The organism is Sphingobacterium sp. xlx-130, from assembly GCF_011007405.1.
GTDB lineage: Bacteria > Bacteroidota > Bacteroidia > Sphingobacteriales > Sphingobacteriaceae > Sphingobacterium > Sphingobacterium luzhongxinii.
In genome coordinates this window covers 167186-186124 of sequence record NZ_WFKN01000008.1, presented here as the reverse complement: position 1 = coordinate 186124, position 18939 = coordinate 167186, and the positions used below count along the sequence as shown (strand labels likewise).

Genomic DNA, 18939 nt, shown 5'->3' with positions numbered 1-18939 from the left:
CAAGCGACTCATCTGTTAATTCATAAAAAAGGCGGGAAAAGTCCCGCCATTCATTAAACAAACAACGCATATTACTTAAGACCTTCTTGGAGCTGATTCCACCAACCGTAATTAATAATATGCACAATATCAAACACCATTACACCTTGCGATTTTGAACGGCACATCTTAAGAGCCTTTATAAATTGCTCTGGATGTTCCTTATATTGCTCCACGTAAAGCCCTGCATACACAGGTATCTTTCCCATCGTCACCTTATTCACCAATTCGGCAGATCCTTCTACCGTATACCAATCCTCTTTCTCAACAACCAAACCAGACTCCAAGGTTTTTTCTGTCGTATCGGACTGTTGCAACAATTCAGACTTCTCTACTTCAAAATAATAGTTACCGGTAGTAAACAAATCTAGATATTCCGCGTAACCAGTATTTTTATAAGCTTTGTTTGCCCAAGGAAAATCTAGACTAGGGTCATAATCCTTACTTGCAAAATTAACCCCAACATCGTAGTAAAGCGGATACCAAGATCCTGTATAGTCCCCGAAAACGATGTTTGGATTGATTCCCTTGATTTCATTACGGGCTTCTAAAATAAAATCATGAATGATTGTAGCTCGCCAAGCTAACCAATCTTTAAACAAAGGACCATCAATCCGTTCCTTACCTTTAAAACTAAAGATATCGACAGGAAAATTTGCCACTTTATTCCCTAAGTACTTCTCAAACAAAGTTTTGCTTTTCGGTGAAAAATCTGCGTTCAAGTTATCAAATCGGACACGATCCAAGATAATACCATCCAATTTCGGATACAATCCGACCAGCTCTTTCAAAATAGAAAGTTCATAGGCTTGTACTTCCGGTAAAGCCGGGTTAATCATGGCTGAATACTTGGTCTTTTGTTCCGTTATCAACTTAAATCCTTCCGGCAAATAGGACAGTGTCTGCCAAGCAGCTTTTGCGGTATCACTGTACACCACCCCGCGATCAAAATAATTATTCCCTGCCACAAATACATTGGTAGAAGCATGAACCTTTAAGCCTAATTTCTGTCCCTCCTCAATAAATACCGTTAACATATCCCATGACAGATCTTTCTGAACCTTACTCTCCCCCCAAGAAGTCATTACAGGAGCGATCTTACTCGGGTACAAGACCTCACCGGTAATCGGCTTTACATCGACAACGATATCTGTTACCCCAGCATCCTTTGATTTTTTAAGGTAATAAACGATAGAATCTTTAACACAGAAACGATCGAAATTGGCGGTAGCATCAAACCATAAAATATTCCTTGCAGAGAAGTCTTTATCCTCCTGAACGCCTTCTTTAGAGAAACCACAAGAAATACAAATCGCACAAATAAATACTAAAATCAGTTTATACATCAATTCTTAACTCCTTCCTTAACCGCATCAAAAAGTTCAACTTTCAGTTTATTATATTCAGGAGCGTACATATGTACCACATCAAATAACATCACCCCACCGGAGGTCCGCGATAAAATATACTTTATAGCCTTCGAAATCTCTGATTTATTAGCGTAGGCAACATTCCCCACATCAATACTTCCATACAACGGCTTCCTATTTTTAGTGATGTATTCTATCCCATTCAAAGAACCTTCAATGCTCCACCAATGATACTTCAAGCTAGCCGTTGCAGAATTGTCCTTCAACATGATCTGCGTGAAATAGTTACCCGTCATCAGGAGATCTAGTTCTTCGGCATAGCCCGTTTCACCATATCCTGGGTATGCCCAATCAAAGCGCACCTCGAAATCCTGAAATGGATCGTAATCTTTACTAGCCCAATTGACTCCAACCTGATAATAAGTAGTGTACCAAGCACCTACATATACACCAAAATCAACATTTGGCTTTATAGATTTAACAGCGTCCCTAGCCTTTTTAACAAAATCCTGAATAACAGAGGCCCGATAAACCAACCATTGCTTATAATATTTCCCCTGAACATTCGGCAATAGTTGTTCACCACTCGTTTTCCAACTTGTAACAATATCAGATGGGAATTTGAGGGAGGATTGTATATCCTGATTATATTTTCTTTTCATAAAATCGACAAATTGAATTTTACTTAATTCAGAAAAATCGGCGGTAACATCCGTATACCTGCCGTAATCTAAGATCAATCCGTCTAATTCAAACTTCCCGACAATCTCTTTAATAATATTTAGCACCCGGTCCTGTACTTCAGTTGCAGCTGGGTTTACGAACATATTTTTACCCGTCTCGGTAATCTTTCCTAAAGTTCCGTTAACATCTTTTACAACTACCGACTCATACTTCTCGCGGAACCTCGGGTTATCAAAACCGTACCCAAATTTCCTGAACCCGTCAGCCTCTACAAAAGTAACAATAGAAAGATAAGCCTTAAACCCTCTCTTCTTTGCTTCAGAAAGAACAAACTCCACATAGTCCGCAGGTTTTTTCTTGCCGTCTAATACCTTAAACTCAGGCGCATATTGACTCACGTACATCAAATACCCTGAGCTAGGTTTCACATCAATAACCAACCCAGTTGTCCCTGCATCCTTTAGCTTATCCAATATACCTTTGATCTGTTCTTTATCACTAAACTTGCCATAAGTACCAAATACATTCGATCTTGCGTCCACCCAAACCAATACTTCCCTTTTTTTCTCTCCAGGCTTTGGTTCTTCCACCTCAGGTTCCTTTTTAGGAGGGGCATTATCACTCCCTTTCTTGCATCCAATCAGGAGCAATCCAAATAACAAGAAAATCAACGTTTTTACTTTCATATGTATGTAATTTGATTTTTATCTGTCATATGGAATATCCAAACTATATTCATTCGTGTTTGTGCAGTCTGTACTACATGGATATTTCATATGTAAATAATTATTTCTTGATCTGTCAGTTGACAAATCGGTTTGACTTTTATCTGCTATTAATTTATTTAGAGGGGTGCAATACTCTTATTGCACCCGACATTTAACACTTACAAATCCACGCAGTCAAACTGAACGCCAACTACATAACCATTTGTAAACATAAAATACATATATAGATAGTACCCATTATCCGACAGGCGCATAATGACATCTCCTGTACCATTTGCATTTACAGGACCTTGTGCTCCGTTTGCTCCATATTCTCCTTTTGGTGCAGCCCAGATTAATCCCGGAGTTGCTCCTGAGCTCAGCGACGGATCCCCAGAGAATCCGCCATCAGTATCTATTAAAAAAACCTGATCTGCCGCCCCCCAAGTAAAAGTATTAACGTGATTATAAGCCACGTACCTACTGTTATTAAACTCAATGTAATCAACTGCATTTGCTATAAAATTACTCCCTAAGGCATCCAATGAACTTACGATTGAATTCGTAGCTCCACTTACCTTCACTAATTTATTATTCGAATATCCTATCGCAAAATAGTCACTTGTGACAGAAGTAGGAGATGTATGGATAACATCCGCATTATTATTGCTCCATGAATACCCAGCAATATTGACAATCTCAGGAGCTGTGGAAGATAGAACACCATTAACAACTTTCCATCTTGCGAAGCCACTCGATGCATTTGCATTCAGAGGCACCGTAATGATAGCGTTTGTATTTACATTTCCAATAACTGATAATTTTCTTCCCAAAGGAATAGCACCTGAGTTCCATTGAATATAAGGCTGTGGAGTAGCTGTAATGGATGACATTTTCCATACCGTAAACGTATTACCATCATTCGGAACGAGATTACATACAAAGATATTTCCCGCGTCATCTGATGTAGAATAAAAGTTCTTGAGGTTCCCTTTAATAGCTCCCAGATCTACTGCACCTAACTTTTGTCCAGTCATAGCATCCAGGTAAACACTATTTTGTCCTCTTGTATTCAGAACAATATACTTATCCGTAACAGCCATTCCACCAGTCATATTATCGGCGTCAATCCCCAGATCTGCTTTCATCCTCTTTGCAAACATAACCCTCGCACTACCCTCGCGAATCCCCTTAGGAAGACGCTTAGCCTCAACCATTTGAAGTGTATAACTTCGTTTTGCATTTCCTGCAGAGGAAACAATAAAAGGTTTTGGCGTGGTAAGATCTACCCCCCCACCATTGGAGATAGATCCAGTTGAATGCCGATTTATTGTATAGGTAATTGTTGCATTATTGACAACAGTACCAGGCACCACCGAAAAGTTTATTTTACCACCATTAATAATAGCTTGCACATTTTGCTGCGTTCCTGTGCCATCCTCAAAAGTCAAAACAGCATTAGTTACCGTAGTATTGCCTTCTTTTTTTGCGACTACGACATATTTATTAACTTCCCCAGTTCCAGAAGTTACGGTAAGTTGCCTCGGCTGAGTCAAATCCCAAAACCCATCTAAAGATGGTGAAATTTTTGAATCTGAAGGAACTGATGCCCGCAACAAAATCTTTGATAAGGAGACCTCATTGTCACTATCTTCCGGGTAGTAATAGTTTATATTTAAATAAATGGTATCATTACTGATTGTAGAGGAAAACAAACGATTCCTGCCCATGCCATCAAGCGTAGCATAAAAATCAGCTACATTATTCTTTGAGTTTCTTATCAATGGATCTTCTTGCTTACAAGCCCATAGTCCTATCATCAGGAAGAAAAATATATTTAATCTAAATAATTGCCTTTTCATAACTCGTGTAATTTACCAACCTTTAATCTGTGTCAATTCATCATTCCGCTGAACTTCTGCCTCGGGTATAGGCAAATAATAAAGTGAACCTGTAAACGTTCTCAAGGCATTATCGGCAGATTCAACAGTATACCTATAACCTCCTCCGGTGATTGCCTCAGGCTTATGACCGGTAAACTTCACATTATTCAATGCTAAGTGAGCTTTTCTCCACCTTCTCAAATCCCAAAAACGATGTCCTTCGAAAGCCAGCTCCACAACCCGCTCATGCTCAACCAAATCCAACAACACCTGCGAACTGGCGGCATTCCTGCTCGGAAGCCCTCTTTTGTTCCTTAACACATTTAATTTAACAAGACCATCCCCCACCTGATTCAACATACCTTTCGCCTCCGCATAAATCAAGAAAGCTTCAGCGTAACGCAATTCAATCCAACTCTGTGTGCTTTTATTCACCAAAAAGTCCCTATTTGTCTCATCCAAAAATTTCTTGCTATAATAACCGGTAACTGTTCTCTTGGGATCACCTGCCGCCCCATAAGGTGTAAATCCTTCGACCGAATTAGTAGAAACAGTTGTTAACGTACGACCTTTCCAGACGGAGCCGTTATAGAGAATAGTGGCATAAAAGCGTGGTTCACGATTGGTATAAGGATTTGCTGCATGCACGGTGTTTGCCCAAGAAAACTTAGAACCGTCTGCCATTTCAAACTCATTGACCAACTCTGCTGTAGGCACACCATATACCAAGGTTTGTCCTGGTAAATCACCTGGAGGCGCAAAGCCTAAATCATATTGATGGGTTACCTGAGGAGCGGCAAAATCAATGCGAAATACAGCCTCTTTTGTCAGCTCCTTATAATTCTTCTTATTAAATATCGCCTTAAAATCATCTTCAAGAGCATAAATCCCTTCATCGCCTAGTTTCAAGATCTCATTTGCCGCAGTCGCTGCTATTTCATAAAATTCGCTAGCTTTTGCTTCTGGTATCCCAGTCAACTCATCTGGATTAAACTGTTTTTTATCGAATTTAGCAATCGATGCCGCATACAGATTCGTTCTTGCCATCATCAGATAAGCAGCCCCTTTCGTAGCACGTCCAGACAAATTAGTCTTATCCAAATTCTTTGCAGCAAACTCAAAGTCATTTGAGATAAACCGATAAACAGCCTCCTCGCTAGACCGTGGATGATCTTTACTCTCCGTATACTGACTAATATCATCTAATAGCACGATACTACCATGGATCTTAGCCAACCAGAAATAAACATATCCTCTTAAAAACCGGGCCTCCGCCTCGAACTGGAGCTTTTTGGCATCATCTAACACCGATTTTGTCTTAACAAGATGAATTAGCTCATTTAACCTTCTGATACGTTCGTAGCCTTTCTCCCAATAATTAAGCCCAACACTCGCAGGTGAAAAGTTTTGGGCGTTATAAGCTAAAACATTGACTGTACCATTACCGGCGGTTGTAGAGGTATACTTCATGATATCCGTCAGTCCATCAGTCGCATTATCATAGCCCAAGTTAGGGAATACGCCAAATTGAAATGACTTAATCTCATTGTACATCCCATTAAGATACATTTCTGTAGTTTTTGCTTCAGATAATATCGCATCTTCCGTAAAGAGATCTGGAAGTTCGACATCTATTTTACAGCTTTGAACTGTAAGTAAGCTTATAAAAGCAGCACCTAGTCCAAAACGATTTACTATTCTCTTATTAAATATATTTTTCATGCTAAATAGTCTTTTAAAAGGTCACATTTACACCAAAAGAAAAAACACGCTGTTGCGGGTAAAATCCATTATTTACGTTGGGCATCTCCGGATCCAAATACTTTAAGTAGTCGAACGTAAACAGATTGGAACCTGTAGCGACTAAACGTACTTTTTGAATCTTAGCTTGCTTGGTCCAATCCTGAGGTAAAGTATAGCCCAACTGTAATGATTTCACTCGCAAATAATCCCCTTTCCGAATCCAGCCCGAATTGATATGGGCATTATGTGAAGACAGTTGTGCTTTATAGGCTGTCATTCTCGGGAATTCAGCATCGGTATTATCTGGACGCCAAGCGTTTTCAACTAAAAAATAAGGGGAATTACCGTAGCCATAGAATGTACGGGTAAAAGGTGTATTATCGTCAATCCCTGATGTACCTGACGAGCCTTCGTATGTACCTGCTAAGCTGACACTTGAACGCCCAGCTCCTTGCAATAATGCTGAGAAATCAAATCCTTTGTACGCCAAATCAATATTCAAACCGTATAACAGTTCAGGCATATTAGAACGTCCGATATAAGTCATATCATCTGTTCTGGTTATTCTACCATCACCATTCAAATCTTTGTACCGGAAAAAACCAGGTGCAACGATCCCCCCAGATGGCGAAGAAGTATTAGCGGCTTCCTCCCATGTGTCAATAAAACCATCAGTTACAAAACCTATTTTGGTTCCCCTTGGTTTCCCAATCAAATTTTGCCACTCCGGCGTATTCGCAGCTTGGTTCAACTTCAAGTACCTATTTTTAGCAAAAGTGACATTACCTACCAAGCGAACATCAAGACCGCCAAATTTTTGGTTATAGCGTAGCTGTGCATCAAAACCGCGATTATCAAACTCTCCGATATTGTATAGGGAAGGGTGATATCCCCCTATAGTAGGAGGATATAGGTTTCCTATCGATCCTAAAATTCCACTTGTATACTCGTAAAACCATTCAAAATTAAATCCAAACTTCCCATTCAAGAAGGTAGATTCCAACCCAACATTTGTCTTTTCCGTAACTTCCCACTGTAAATCTGGATTGGGAAACCCATTGGTATATACTGCTGAAACAACCTCGCCACCAATCACGTTTACTGCTCTGACATTAGAAAAGGTGTATTTATAGGCATAGCTTCCATATCGCTCCCTATCATTACCTAATTTTCCATATGAGGATTTTAATTTAAAAAAGTCAATAAAAGTAAACTTATCCTTAAAAAATGATTCCTCACTAACTACCCAGGCCACACCAGCTCCTGGAAATGCCCGCCATCTGTCCTTTTCCGCAAAATTAATGGATGCATCCCATCGTGATGTTCCTTCAAACAAATACTTGCCCTTATAGGCATAATTTACCCGAGCCACATACCCTGCTCTAGAATCATCGACGCTTGCACTTCCTGTTGGATTGATAATGTCATTTACATCCGTGCTACCGAAATTAATTTCATGAATCAAATCAATGGGAAAATTTGACGCTCCCGCCGAAAAAACATTACCTTTCTTCTGAGACCATTCATAAAGTAACAACGCCCCTACACTGTGGTCATCATTTATAGTCGTATTATAGGACAAACTTGGATTAAAAGCCAACCTTGTCGTTTTACTAAACGATTGTCTCAATGTTGTCTTATTCATTCCCGGAGCTGTCTCAATTAAAGTAAAATCCCCCGTTACCTGTTCACGAGCTCTCCCCATGGTAGAATAAGGCCCAGTAAATGACTTAGCTTCCTGATTATTGTAATCATAGGCCACGACCACCTTAGCTTCTAGTCCTTTCACCCCTGGAACTTTAAATAATACATGCGAAGTACCTTGAAAAATATTAGCCCAATAATTCTGGTAACCAGACTCCTCAACTGCGGAAACAGGATTTACCCAACCAGCATTTGAATTATAACTAACAGGCAATCCGTTTGGCGCATGGGTAGGGAGATTTGGCAACATCCGCACCGCCTGATAAAAAGGATTCATATACGCTATATTGTCAGGAGCATATCCTGGCAATTTGGTAATTTGCTGTCTCAGTCCAAGATTTAACCCAAATGAAAGATACTCATTCGCCTCAAAATCCAGATTGGAGCGTACATTATAACGCTTAAAATCTGTCTTTTTTATTACACCATCTTGATCAAAATGTGATAAAGACGTAAAATATCTTGTATTCTCCCCGCCTCCTGAAGCAGTTACAGAATGATGTTGGGATCGACTATTTCTTCCGACCAACATACCCAACCAATCTGTGTTGCCAAAAAGAGGATTTGTATTACTTCCATCTCTGACAGCATCTATTAGTTCTCTAGAATACAACAAGGGAACAGGTGTTCCCCCAGTATTGCTCAGATAATCATTATCCACCTCTGTGGCTGTATTATACCACTCCATATAATCCGGTCCATTCAAGAACTTTGGAAACCGCGTATTCTGCCCAACCTCATACGAGCCATTATAAGTTACCTGTGCCTTTCCCTTAACGCCTTGACGAGTTTTCACGATGATAACACCAGCTTGTCCTTGAATACCATAAGCAGCTGCTGAAACAGCGTCTTTAAGAAAAGAAATACTTTCGATTTCGTCCGCATCAAGATACCCAAACGACTCACGTTGAATACCATCCACAATTACCACAGGAGAAGAACCTCCTGAACTTTGGTATCCCCTAATTCTCAAACCAGCACCATCAGCTCCAGGACGTCCTGATTGTTGCAATGCAACCACTCCGGGCACCCTTCCAGCCAAGGTGTTATTCAAGTTCATGGTCGAAGTCTTCCGCAATTCGTCGCCTTTAATCTGTGCAACGGAACCAACTAGATCCTTACGTTTTTGCGTCCCATAAGCTACCACAACCACTTCATCCAAGTACTTATCCTCAGACTCTAAAGTAATCATGATATTACTTTGCGCTCGTTCAACCAACGTTTTGTGCGTGATATAACCTAAAGAAGAAACGCTTAGCTCAGTAGGCATTACATCAGAAGTAACAGAAAATCCGCCTTCCGCATCAGAGATAGATTTCACGCCCCCCTTTCCAAAGGTAATTGACACCCCTGGAATGGGCTTACCTTTTTCATCCACCACCTTTCCACTGATTCTTGTTTGAGAAAACGCTAAATGGGTAGAGAATATCAGTACTAGGAACAGTACATATCTACCCCACATTTGTGTTGTCTTAGACAGTAAATTTACATCCATTATTTTAAGTTTATATAAGAGTTAGCACTGGAAAACGTTAGCATCATCCCCATTTCAATTGATAGGAGTTTGCCAAAGTTTATAAGAGGGTTCAAAAATTCAAGTTTTCGGTTAACCGTTCTTACATCATACTATTTAGTTCTATAATTCTTTAGCTAAAATAAGAAATAAAATATCAAACAATCAACTTATTTATAATTTTTTTTAATATATAAGTTTGTAACTCAAATAATAAACATAAACAAAACAGTATTTAAGCAAATAAAATACTATATAAACAAAAAAAATCTCATTGCTTTTTATAACAATGAGATCTTCCTGACACAAAAAACTATTTAACTCTCTTTCACTTCTTCCAATTCCTCAGGCTTCTTCAACGGTACCAGCCAAGTCACTATAAAAGCCGGTATCGTCGCAATCATTACCCAAATAAAGAACTCCCTATACCCCATCATATCACTCAACCAGCCACTGATCATCGATGGAATCATAAATCCCAGGTTCACCAGGCCGCTCCCAAAAGCATAATGTGCCATTTTATATTTTCCTGGCGCAATATTCTGCATAATGAACAAGATCAGTCCAACAAAACCAAATCCATACCCAAAATATTCTACAACAACAGCGCTCCCTATAATATAGAGGTTTTCTGGCTGAGCTACAGCCAAAAACGCATAAGCAGCAAAAGGAATATTAAATGCAGTACAGAGAATCAAAAGCGATTTTCTATTCAACCCACTCTTCGCAATAAAATTACCTGCGACAATAGATCCCAAAACAAAGGCGACCGCTCCAAAAACACCATACAATAGACCAATCTGCGATGTACTCAGTTCCAATCCCCCATCCGCACGCGAAGACTTGAAGAAAAGAGGGATTATTTTAATGGCCTGCCCTTCAGCGAAGCGATAGAAAACAATGAATGCTAAACTAAACCAGATGTGCTTCTTCTGAAAAAAAGTTATAATGACATCTTTCAATGTGGTCATACCTTCTTTAAAAGTAGACGATTTCACAGCCGATTCGGTGGACGGCAACATACGCATATTATAGAATCCCAATAGCAACATTATTCCTCCATAAGCAAACATAACGATCATCCATGCATTATGAATACCGACTTCACGCTCCAACTGTCCAGCCAAATAAACCAGTGCACCACCCGAGAAAACTTTAGCCACGTTATAAAATGCACCCTGCCAACCAACATACTTAGCTTGCTCCTTAGCAGACAACTCGTTGAGATAAACACCATCTGCGGCCGTATCATGGGTAGCCCCACTCAAAGCTATAATCGTCAATATCGCAATCGAAAAACTAAAAAAATGATCCAATTGCAACGTCAACCCCACCAAACCGAACAATATACCAGTAAATATCTGTGTAATATAAACGAAGAATTTTTTCGTCTTATATAGTTCCAAAAACGGCCCCCAAAGTGGTTTTAATGTCCAGGGTATCATAATAAGCGAAGTCCAAAATGCAATCTGTGTATCAGATACGCCCATATTTTTATACATAATAGAACTAGCACCAGACACTGCAACAAAGGGCAGCCCCATAGCAAACCAAGTAGTAGGTATCCAATACATTGGATGTAAAGCCTTTTTATTTTCCAATTTAATAGTGATATGCGGTTTTAAAATGATTATTAAGAAAGTTCAATTTTATCAAAAAAAAAACTAACAACCAATTTATTATTAAAATATTTTAATAATAATACGTTCAGCACACCCTATATTGGAACTGACATTTAAATTCCGTAACTTTTTTTATTATATTTATCCCAACTATTAATTGGGTAATCATTTTTAAGATGGGATCAAACTTTTTAACAGATTTACATAATGCCAATATAAGTGGTGTCGCTTTTAAGAATATAAAACTTAAAAAAAAAATTCTAGCCTACTTCGCCTCCCATGACCTCGCTACAATAGCTGAACTCAGCAAAGAATTCAATATAAGTATCCCAAAAATAAACGAGTGTATCACTGAACTTATCGATGAAAAACTTGTTAAAGATTACGGTAAGCAAACCTCAAACGTTGGTAGAAAGCCCAACAATTACGGTCTAGAAGCCAACTCGGCCTTTTTTATAGGCGTGCAGGTAGGTCATGATTTCCTGAGCATTGCCATGATAAATATGAAAAAAGGGCTCGTTGCCAGCAAACACGACATCCCCTACACACTAGAGAACAACGAACAGTCTTTACTGGATATCTGCAAAGAAATAAAAGACTTTATTGCCAAACTAAACATTAAAAAAGAAAAAATTTTAGGAATTGGAGTCAATCTATCAGGCCGTATCAACTACAGAACAGGTTATTCATACAGTTACTTTAATTTTTACGAAGATCCTTTATCAAATTTCTTTGAACAAGAGCTGGGCATTCACACCTTTTTAGAAAACGACACCAAGGCACTTGCTTATGGTGAATTCTCCAGCGGTATCCTAACGAACGAAAAAGACGCCTTATTTATCAATGTGGACAATGGGATTGGCTTAGGCATTCTCATAAATAACCAACTCTACTATGGAAAATCTGGTTTTTCGGGAGAATTCGGACATATCCCTATCTTTGACAACGATATTATCTGTAAATGTGGCAAAAAGGGCTGCTTAGAGACTGAAGCATCCGGACATGCTTTACGTCGCAGCATAATCGCCCAATTAAAAAAGGGCGCAACCAGTACCCTAACAAAAAAATTCCATGAGGTAGAGGATATTCGTCTACATGACATTATTCAAGCAGCAAAAAAGGACGACACCTTATGCATCGAAGCCATTAATGAGATTGGCGAAAAGCTAGGTCGAGGCCTAGCTGCTTTAATTAACATATTCAACCCCGAATTAATTATAATTGGAGGTGTCCTAGCCGCTTCGGATGAATACCTAAGTCTTCCCTTAAAAAATGCTATCAATAAATACTCCTTATCTATCGTCAATAAAGACACCAAAATAGTCATGTCCAGCAATGACCAGAAATTTGCAGCAATTGGCGCGTGTTTATTATTGCGCGATCGTCTTTTAGAAATTACGGAGTAGACAGCAAGATATTGCGATAGGCATCAATCGAACCTATCGCAATATCTTACCCTCTGCATTAACTGCTTTAACATAAGGATCTGCATACCTATCCACCAGCACTGCAAATTCGTATCGGGTCACCATATGACTCGGATCATAGTCCCCTTCAAACTTCAACTTTCTAGACCATTCCTTTTCTACTTCGCGATCCACCTCGTCCCCTCTAAAAGACACATACTTGATTAAGGTTAAAAGATCCTTTAGTTCAAAATATTCTTTTGAGCTATTATCAACGAACCATAATTGACTACGCGAATACAAACTATTAAAGACATCTTTGACCTCTTTGAGTCCCACAAATCCCTCTCCCCCAAATACAAGCTCATTTCCGTTGTTTTTCAACGGCAACAGAGACACCAAAAAAATCTTCTGTAAACACCTGTAGTTGTTATCGGAAGAAGTAATATCCAAAAACGGTAAGATACGACTATCAAAAGCAAATAATTCCGTTTGCAGCTTCCTTACATCCACCTTACCAGCATCCGTTTTAAAGAAAGCACAGTAAGCCGCCGAGGCACCGATCGCTTGCCCCAAATTAGCCCGTAAAGGCAAACTATTATCATCTAGCACTACCTGAACAAGACTATTAACATAGAACACATTAGAAACACTTCTAGAAAACAGATTACCCCAAGTATAACCATACACAACCCCTCCATGCTCACCTATTGCGACCAAAGTTCGACGCTGTTCATCTGTCATTTCAGATACGGCCAAAATCCGCGAAGGCTTCGCAAACAGATCTGTAGAAACAAGAAACTTCCGAGACTCTGCCTCCAAACTAGCATCTACCATGGCTCGCACAGCATACTTTCGTTTGTTCGACAGCGTCACAGTTAAGTCCTTCTTTCCCTTTGATAAATTTAAGATTTTAAGCCCGGTTAAGAGCGTAAGATTCTTCTGCTTGCTGACCATCCGTTCTAAAGCATTCCGTAACAATCTTGGATTCACATCTCTTTGAAAGGCTGCAACGGTAGAATCATCTTTTACCTTAAGCTGCCCTGTTTCTATTAACAAGTCCTTCCACACGCCACCCAACAGTTCCTCGTTCGAAGTAACGGATAGCGGTCTGCTGCTCAAGTCTTCTAGGTAGCTATCCTGATCACACACCCACAGCGTAGGTACATTTGACCGTGCCGCCTGTAATGCAGCGGCAAAAGCCTCCATGTTACTCCCATACACCAATAAGGCAGGTTTCACCTCTTTGGCCATTGCAGGAAGCAGCCCCTGCAACAATAATAGCAATCCAATAATCGTAACATTTAACTTTGTCATACCCTAAAATACATAAAACTTATCTAAAAAACTGAAGCTGTTTACGCAAAAAAGAAACGAAGCGTATTTTTGTTTTTTTTTTTGAATAGGCATCTCCATCAATGCTAAAATTTAACGCTTTATTAAGTAACTTTGCTACATGATAGAGGAAGATAAATCACTAAATTTTATTGAAGAAATTGTCGAAGAGGATCTTCGCAATGGAACCCATGATGGTCGTGTTTTAACACGTTTCCCTCCTGAACCCAATGGTTACCTACACATTGGTCATGCTAAGTCCATTTGTTTAAATTTTGGATTAGCACAGAAATACAAGGGTAAGACAAATCTACGTTTTGATGACACCAACCCTGTTACCGAAGACGTCGAATACGTTGAAAGCATAAAAAAAGACATACAGTGGTTAGGATTTCAATGGGCCGAAGAGCTTTATACTTCCGATTACTTCGAAACGCTATATCAATATGCTGTAACATTAATCAAACATGATCTGGCTTATGTTGATGATAGTACAGCTGAAGAAATTGCCGCAGCCAAAGGAACACCGACAGAACCTGGCGTACCTACACCGTACCGCAGCAGGTCTATTGAGGAAAATATAACGCTTTTCCAAGAGATGCGTGACGGCAAATATAAAGATGGTGAAAAGGTATTAAGAGCCAAAATAGATCTTGCAAATCCTAATATGCATTTGCGTGATCCTTTATTGTACCGTATCAAACATGCGCACCATCACCGTACTGGTGACAAATGGTGTATTTACCCGATGTACGATTTTGCTCACGGACAATCTGACTCTATTGAAAAAATAACCCATTCTGTATGTACATTAGAGTTTATTCCTCACCGTCCGTTGTATGATTGGTTAATTGAAAAGCTAGAGATTTTCCCTTCGCATCAGTACGAATTTGCACGCCTCAACATGACGTACACCGTGATGAGCAAGCGCAAACTATTACAGCTAGTTACTGAAGGACACGTCGAAAGTTGGGACGACCCACGGATGCCTACCATTTCAGGATTCCGCAGAAGAGGTTATACACCTGCCAGTATCCGCAACTTCTGCGAACGCATCGGTGTACAAAAGCGGGAAAACATGATTGATGTAAGTCTCTTGGAGTTCTGTATCCGTGAGGATCTGAATAAAACTGCATGGCGTAGAATGGCCGTTCTAGACCCTATCAAAATGGTGATCACCAACTATCCCGATGGACAGGTAGAAGAACTACATGGTGAAAACAACCCCGAAGTAGAAGGAGGAGAAGGAAGTAGAATGATTCCGTTTTCAAAGGAACTTTGGATCGAGCGCGAAGATTTCATGGAAGAACCACCTAAAAAATTCTTCCGTTTAGGACCTGGACTATCTGTCCGACTTAAGCATGGGTATATTGTGGAGTGCCATGATTTCAAAAAAGATGAAAATGGACAAGTCACAGAGATACATTGTACCTATATTCCCAACTCCAAATCCGGTGAAGACACTTCCGGATTAAAAGTAAAAGGAACTATACATTGGGTTTCTGTAGCACATGCAAAAAAAGCAGAAGTTAGATTGTATGATCGCTTATTCCAAGTCGAAAACCCTGCAGCAGAAGAAGATTTCAAAGCATCTATCAATAAAGAAAGCTTGCACATCATCGAAAATGCATATATTGAGCCCGATCTGAACTACGCAATTCCAGGAAAGGGATATCAATTTATACGTATGGGATATTTTACCCTTGACACAAAATCGACCCCAGATCACTTAGTATTCAACCGTACGGTAACGCTAAAAGACTCTTGGGCCAAAGAGGTCAAAAAAGGATAATAATAAAAAAAGGAAGCTTGATCAAGCTTCCTTTTTTTATTGTTACAATTCCTTGTAACGTTGTTCTATCCCATGAACCCGCGCAATCAAATCCGCATTCTTCGCATTGTGCACGACTCGCTTGAAGCTTTCCAACGATTCTACAGCCAATCGCATATTCCTTACATCAAATGTACTAAGCTTATCTCCCACGCTTTCGTAATATCGCAATTGCTCATCAATATACTTCAAACTATTGTTTGCTAAAATAGATGCCCGCTCCTGTTCTTCCACTTTGAAAAGTGTGTCCACCACTATCACATTATCATATACGTGCTCCATATTTACTATTTTCCTTGGCATTTTTTCGTAAGCCAACAGCGCGACATCCTTGCCTTGTTTCATATCCCCTTCCTGAAGCAACGTATCCAAGGCCAACCGAACAGTTTCACCAAACAGATACCGATTTGCAAAAGAACGGTAATCTTGATCAAAATGTTTCATTTGTGCTATATTACCCCACCGAAAATTCTCCGTAATATTTTTGTACAAGGTATCTGTATTCACCAAGGAGATCTGACTATCCGGCTGTTGTGCTTCTATAGGCATTAGACGATATACTAACCCTTCATTTACTAAATACCGATCCAATCCCATAAAATTATCCGAGGATAACATATTTGCAAAATATATAGGTCTTTCCCACCTATTATTCACTAATATAGCCATCATCGCAAGTTCAGCACGAGACACATACTCTTTATTATAAGTCCATTGCATTGTTTCAGGAATAGCATTCTCCCAACTCTTGGGCACGACCTTATTCCGAATTACCGCCTCTCGATCTATTTTTAGCCGTATTTTCTTTGTCGGCAAAAAATTTACAAATTCCCCGTTTTGTAAGGGTAGTTGGTTATTCTGATTATCCGACAGCATAATATCAAGCAATGTATCTACATCCACATGCCCCTCTATCCCCATATCATGCACATACATCACATCCCGAATACCTTTATCAATCTTTTTAGCATCGATTTGGATCGGTGCAGCCTCAGCACGGTTTATACCTTTCATCGTTTGTTTCACGTACCAGTCCGACTGTAAATAACTCAAATTCACGATTCGCACATCTGGCCGAACTCCCTCTACTTCTTGTAGGTACCACAGCGGAAACGTGTCATTATCCGCATACGTAAACAAGATCGCATTCTCTTCGCAAGATTGCAGGTAGTTGTAGGCCATATCTCTGGTCCATTCCCTATCGGACCGATTATGATCATCCCAATTTTCAGAAACTAACAAAACAGGTACCGCCACCGTAGCTAACGAAAAAGCAGTGATCGCTGCTCTCTTAATTGATAAGTAGCGCTTCAGTAGATCCGTCAGGGCTAATACACCAAGGCCGATCCAAACCGAGAACATATAAAAAGAACCCGCATAAGCATAATCCCGTTCACGCGGTTGCATCGGCGTCTGATTCAGGTAAAGAACTATTGCTATACCCGTAAAAAAAAATAACAATGCCACAACAAGAGCATCCCGCTTACTTCGTTTGATATGCCACAACAGCCCCATTATCCCTAAAATAAAAGGCGCAAAGAAATAAACATTACGCGAGGGGTCAGCCTTCATTGCATCAGAGAGTTTAGACTGCCCTGCCAAAAACATATTGTCTATCGGTGTGATGCCCGACAGCCAATTACCAGAAATATCACCACTGTGTCCCTGCTCATCATTCTGTCTACCTACAAAATTCCACATAAAGTAACGTAGATACATGTGATTAAGCTGGTACGAAAAGAAAAACTTCAGATTATCCCCAAAAGAAGGTGCTACACCTTTATCTAATCCAAGGTAATAACTATAAATATCAGCATGTTTATCACTATATAAACGAGGAAAAAGCATTTCCTTATCGTATTTGTACGAGCTATTGCTCGCTACCTGACGATATTTGCCATTCCCTTCCCAATAGGAATGTGATTTTTCCAGTCCAACCACATTGGCGTCAAAAGAAGGCCCTTTAAATAATGGTTCAGACTGGTACTGTTCACGACTTAGGTACCCCAGAAAAGAAAACACATTATCTGGAGACCCATTGTTCAGCGAAATATTCGTTTGCGAACGAATCAAAAGCATTGCATATGAACTAAAACCAAAAAACACAAAACAAACCGCTAATAATGAAAGCTGGAGAATTGGCCTAGCTTTCTTCTTAGCATAAATAATCCCGGAAATTAAACCTCCTACCAGACACAGGATAAAAAATATAATCCCAGATCCAAATCCCATTCCAAGACTATTTACGAAGAATAGATCTGTATAAGCAGCTATCTTAACCGAATATTGGATAACGCCCCACAAAACAAATGCAAGTAACGCTATTCCCACACCGATCGTCTTAAGCGTCCCCTGCCAATTAACCTGTTTTGCCTTTTTAAAGTACACGATCAAAGCCAGCACTGGAATTGTCAAAAGATTCAATAGATGTACACCAATAGACAATCCGATCACAAAAGCGATCACCAACAACCATTTATTGGCATTTTCCTGATCTACTCTCGACTCCCATTTCAGGATTAACCAAAATACGATGGCCGTACATAGGGACGACATAGCATACACTTCTGATTCTACGGCCGAATACCAAAAACTATCGGTAAAACTATATGCCAAAGCTCCTACAGCTCCCGCACCCAGTATTTGAAAACTAGCCATATCAGTCGACTCCTTTCCACTGGAAAGAAGCACCTTTTTTGATAGCGCGGTGATCGTCCAGAATAAAAAAACAATAGTAAGTCCGCTACATACCGCAGACCCCACATTCATCCAAAAAGCAACTTTCGAGACATTACCCATTGCCAGATTCGAAAATAGGTTTTGAATAAGAAGAAACAATGGGGCGCCTGGCTGATGAACGACCTGTAGCTTATAGGCCGAGGCAATGAACTCCCCCGTATCCCACCAGCTATTAAACCGATCGGCCGTAGCGATATAAACCGCTGCGGCCACGAGACCACATAGCCAGCCGATCAAGTTATTTGCTTTGTTATAAGTCATCCGTGCATTAATTTAGATTATCAGTAAATAAATCTACATAACACGCTTCATAACAACCAATTGTTAACAAATTTTAACACAAATACAACGAAGCGAAGCAAT

10 protein-coding genes are annotated in these 18939 nt (G+C 39.8%); 2 read left to right on the top strand and 8 right to left on the bottom strand.

The window, feature by feature from the left end; genetic code table 11:
• Positions 1-71 precede the first annotated feature (71 nt).
• The 6 genes from G7B18_RS14680 to G7B18_RS14655 all read right to left on the bottom strand — a co-directional run bounded on the left by G7B18_RS14680 (position 72) and on the right by G7B18_RS14655 (position 11217).
• On the bottom strand, positions 72-1385 hold the full coding sequence (locus G7B18_RS14680) for an alpha amylase family protein (protein WP_164123293.1): 1314 nt from the start codon (positions 1383-1385) through the stop codon (positions 72-74).
• Positions 1385-2779: an alpha amylase family protein gene (locus G7B18_RS14675; protein WP_164123291.1), complete on the bottom strand. Its 1395-nt coding sequence runs from the start codon at positions 2777-2779 to the stop codon at positions 1385-1387. Before G7B18_RS14675 ends, G7B18_RS14680 begins: the two co-directional genes overlap by 1 nt.
• A 200-nt stretch (positions 2780-2979) precedes the next feature.
• A complete protein-coding gene (locus G7B18_RS14670; RefSeq protein ID WP_164111159.1) occupies positions 2980-4662 on the bottom strand; it encodes a DUF5018 domain-containing protein in 1683 nt (560 codons plus the stop codon).
• Positions 4663-4674: 12 nt separating this feature from the next.
• Positions 4675-6405, bottom strand: coding sequence for a RagB/SusD family nutrient uptake outer membrane protein (locus tag G7B18_RS14665; protein WP_164111157.1), 1731 nt, complete (start codon positions 6403-6405; stop codon positions 4675-4677).
• A 13-nt stretch (positions 6406-6418) separates the two neighbouring features.
• Positions 6419-9625, bottom strand: a complete 3207-nt coding sequence (locus tag G7B18_RS14660; protein WP_164111155.1) for a SusC/RagA family TonB-linked outer membrane protein — start codon at positions 9623-9625, stop codon at positions 6419-6421.
• Positions 9626-9960: 335 nt separating this feature from the next.
• Entirely contained in the window at positions 9961-11217 is a 1257-nt protein-coding gene (locus G7B18_RS14655; RefSeq protein ID WP_164111153.1) for an MFS transporter, read from the bottom strand.
• A gap of 224 nt (positions 11218-11441) precedes the next feature.
• On the opposite strand from G7B18_RS14655, the gene G7B18_RS14650 reads away from it, so the two are divergent.
• Positions 11442-12671, top strand: coding sequence for an ROK family protein (locus tag G7B18_RS14650; protein WP_164111151.1), 1230 nt, complete (start codon positions 11442-11444; stop codon positions 12669-12671).
• A gap of 33 nt (positions 12672-12704) precedes the next feature.
• Here the strand turns inward: G7B18_RS14650 and G7B18_RS14645 are convergent, their stop codons facing one another.
• Positions 12705-13988: an FAD-dependent oxidoreductase gene (locus tag G7B18_RS14645; RefSeq protein ID WP_164111149.1), complete on the bottom strand. Its 1284-nt coding sequence runs from the start codon at positions 13986-13988 to the stop codon at positions 12705-12707.
• Positions 13989-14127: 139 nt separating this feature from the next.
• On the opposite strand from G7B18_RS14645, the gene G7B18_RS14640 reads away from it, so the two are divergent.
• Positions 14128-15798 carry a glutamine--tRNA ligase/YqeY domain fusion protein gene (locus tag G7B18_RS14640; RefSeq protein WP_164111147.1) on the top strand — a complete coding sequence of 557 codons (1671 nt, stop codon included), beginning with the start codon at positions 14128-14130 and terminating at the stop codon, positions 15796-15798.
• 42 nt (positions 15799-15840) lie between these two features.
• Here the strand turns inward: G7B18_RS14640 and G7B18_RS14635 are convergent, their stop codons facing one another.
• A complete protein-coding gene (locus G7B18_RS14635; protein ID WP_164123290.1) occupies positions 15841-18837 on the bottom strand; it encodes a protein O-mannosyl-transferase family in 2997 nt (998 codons plus the stop codon).
• Positions 18838-18939: the final 102 nt, after the last annotated feature.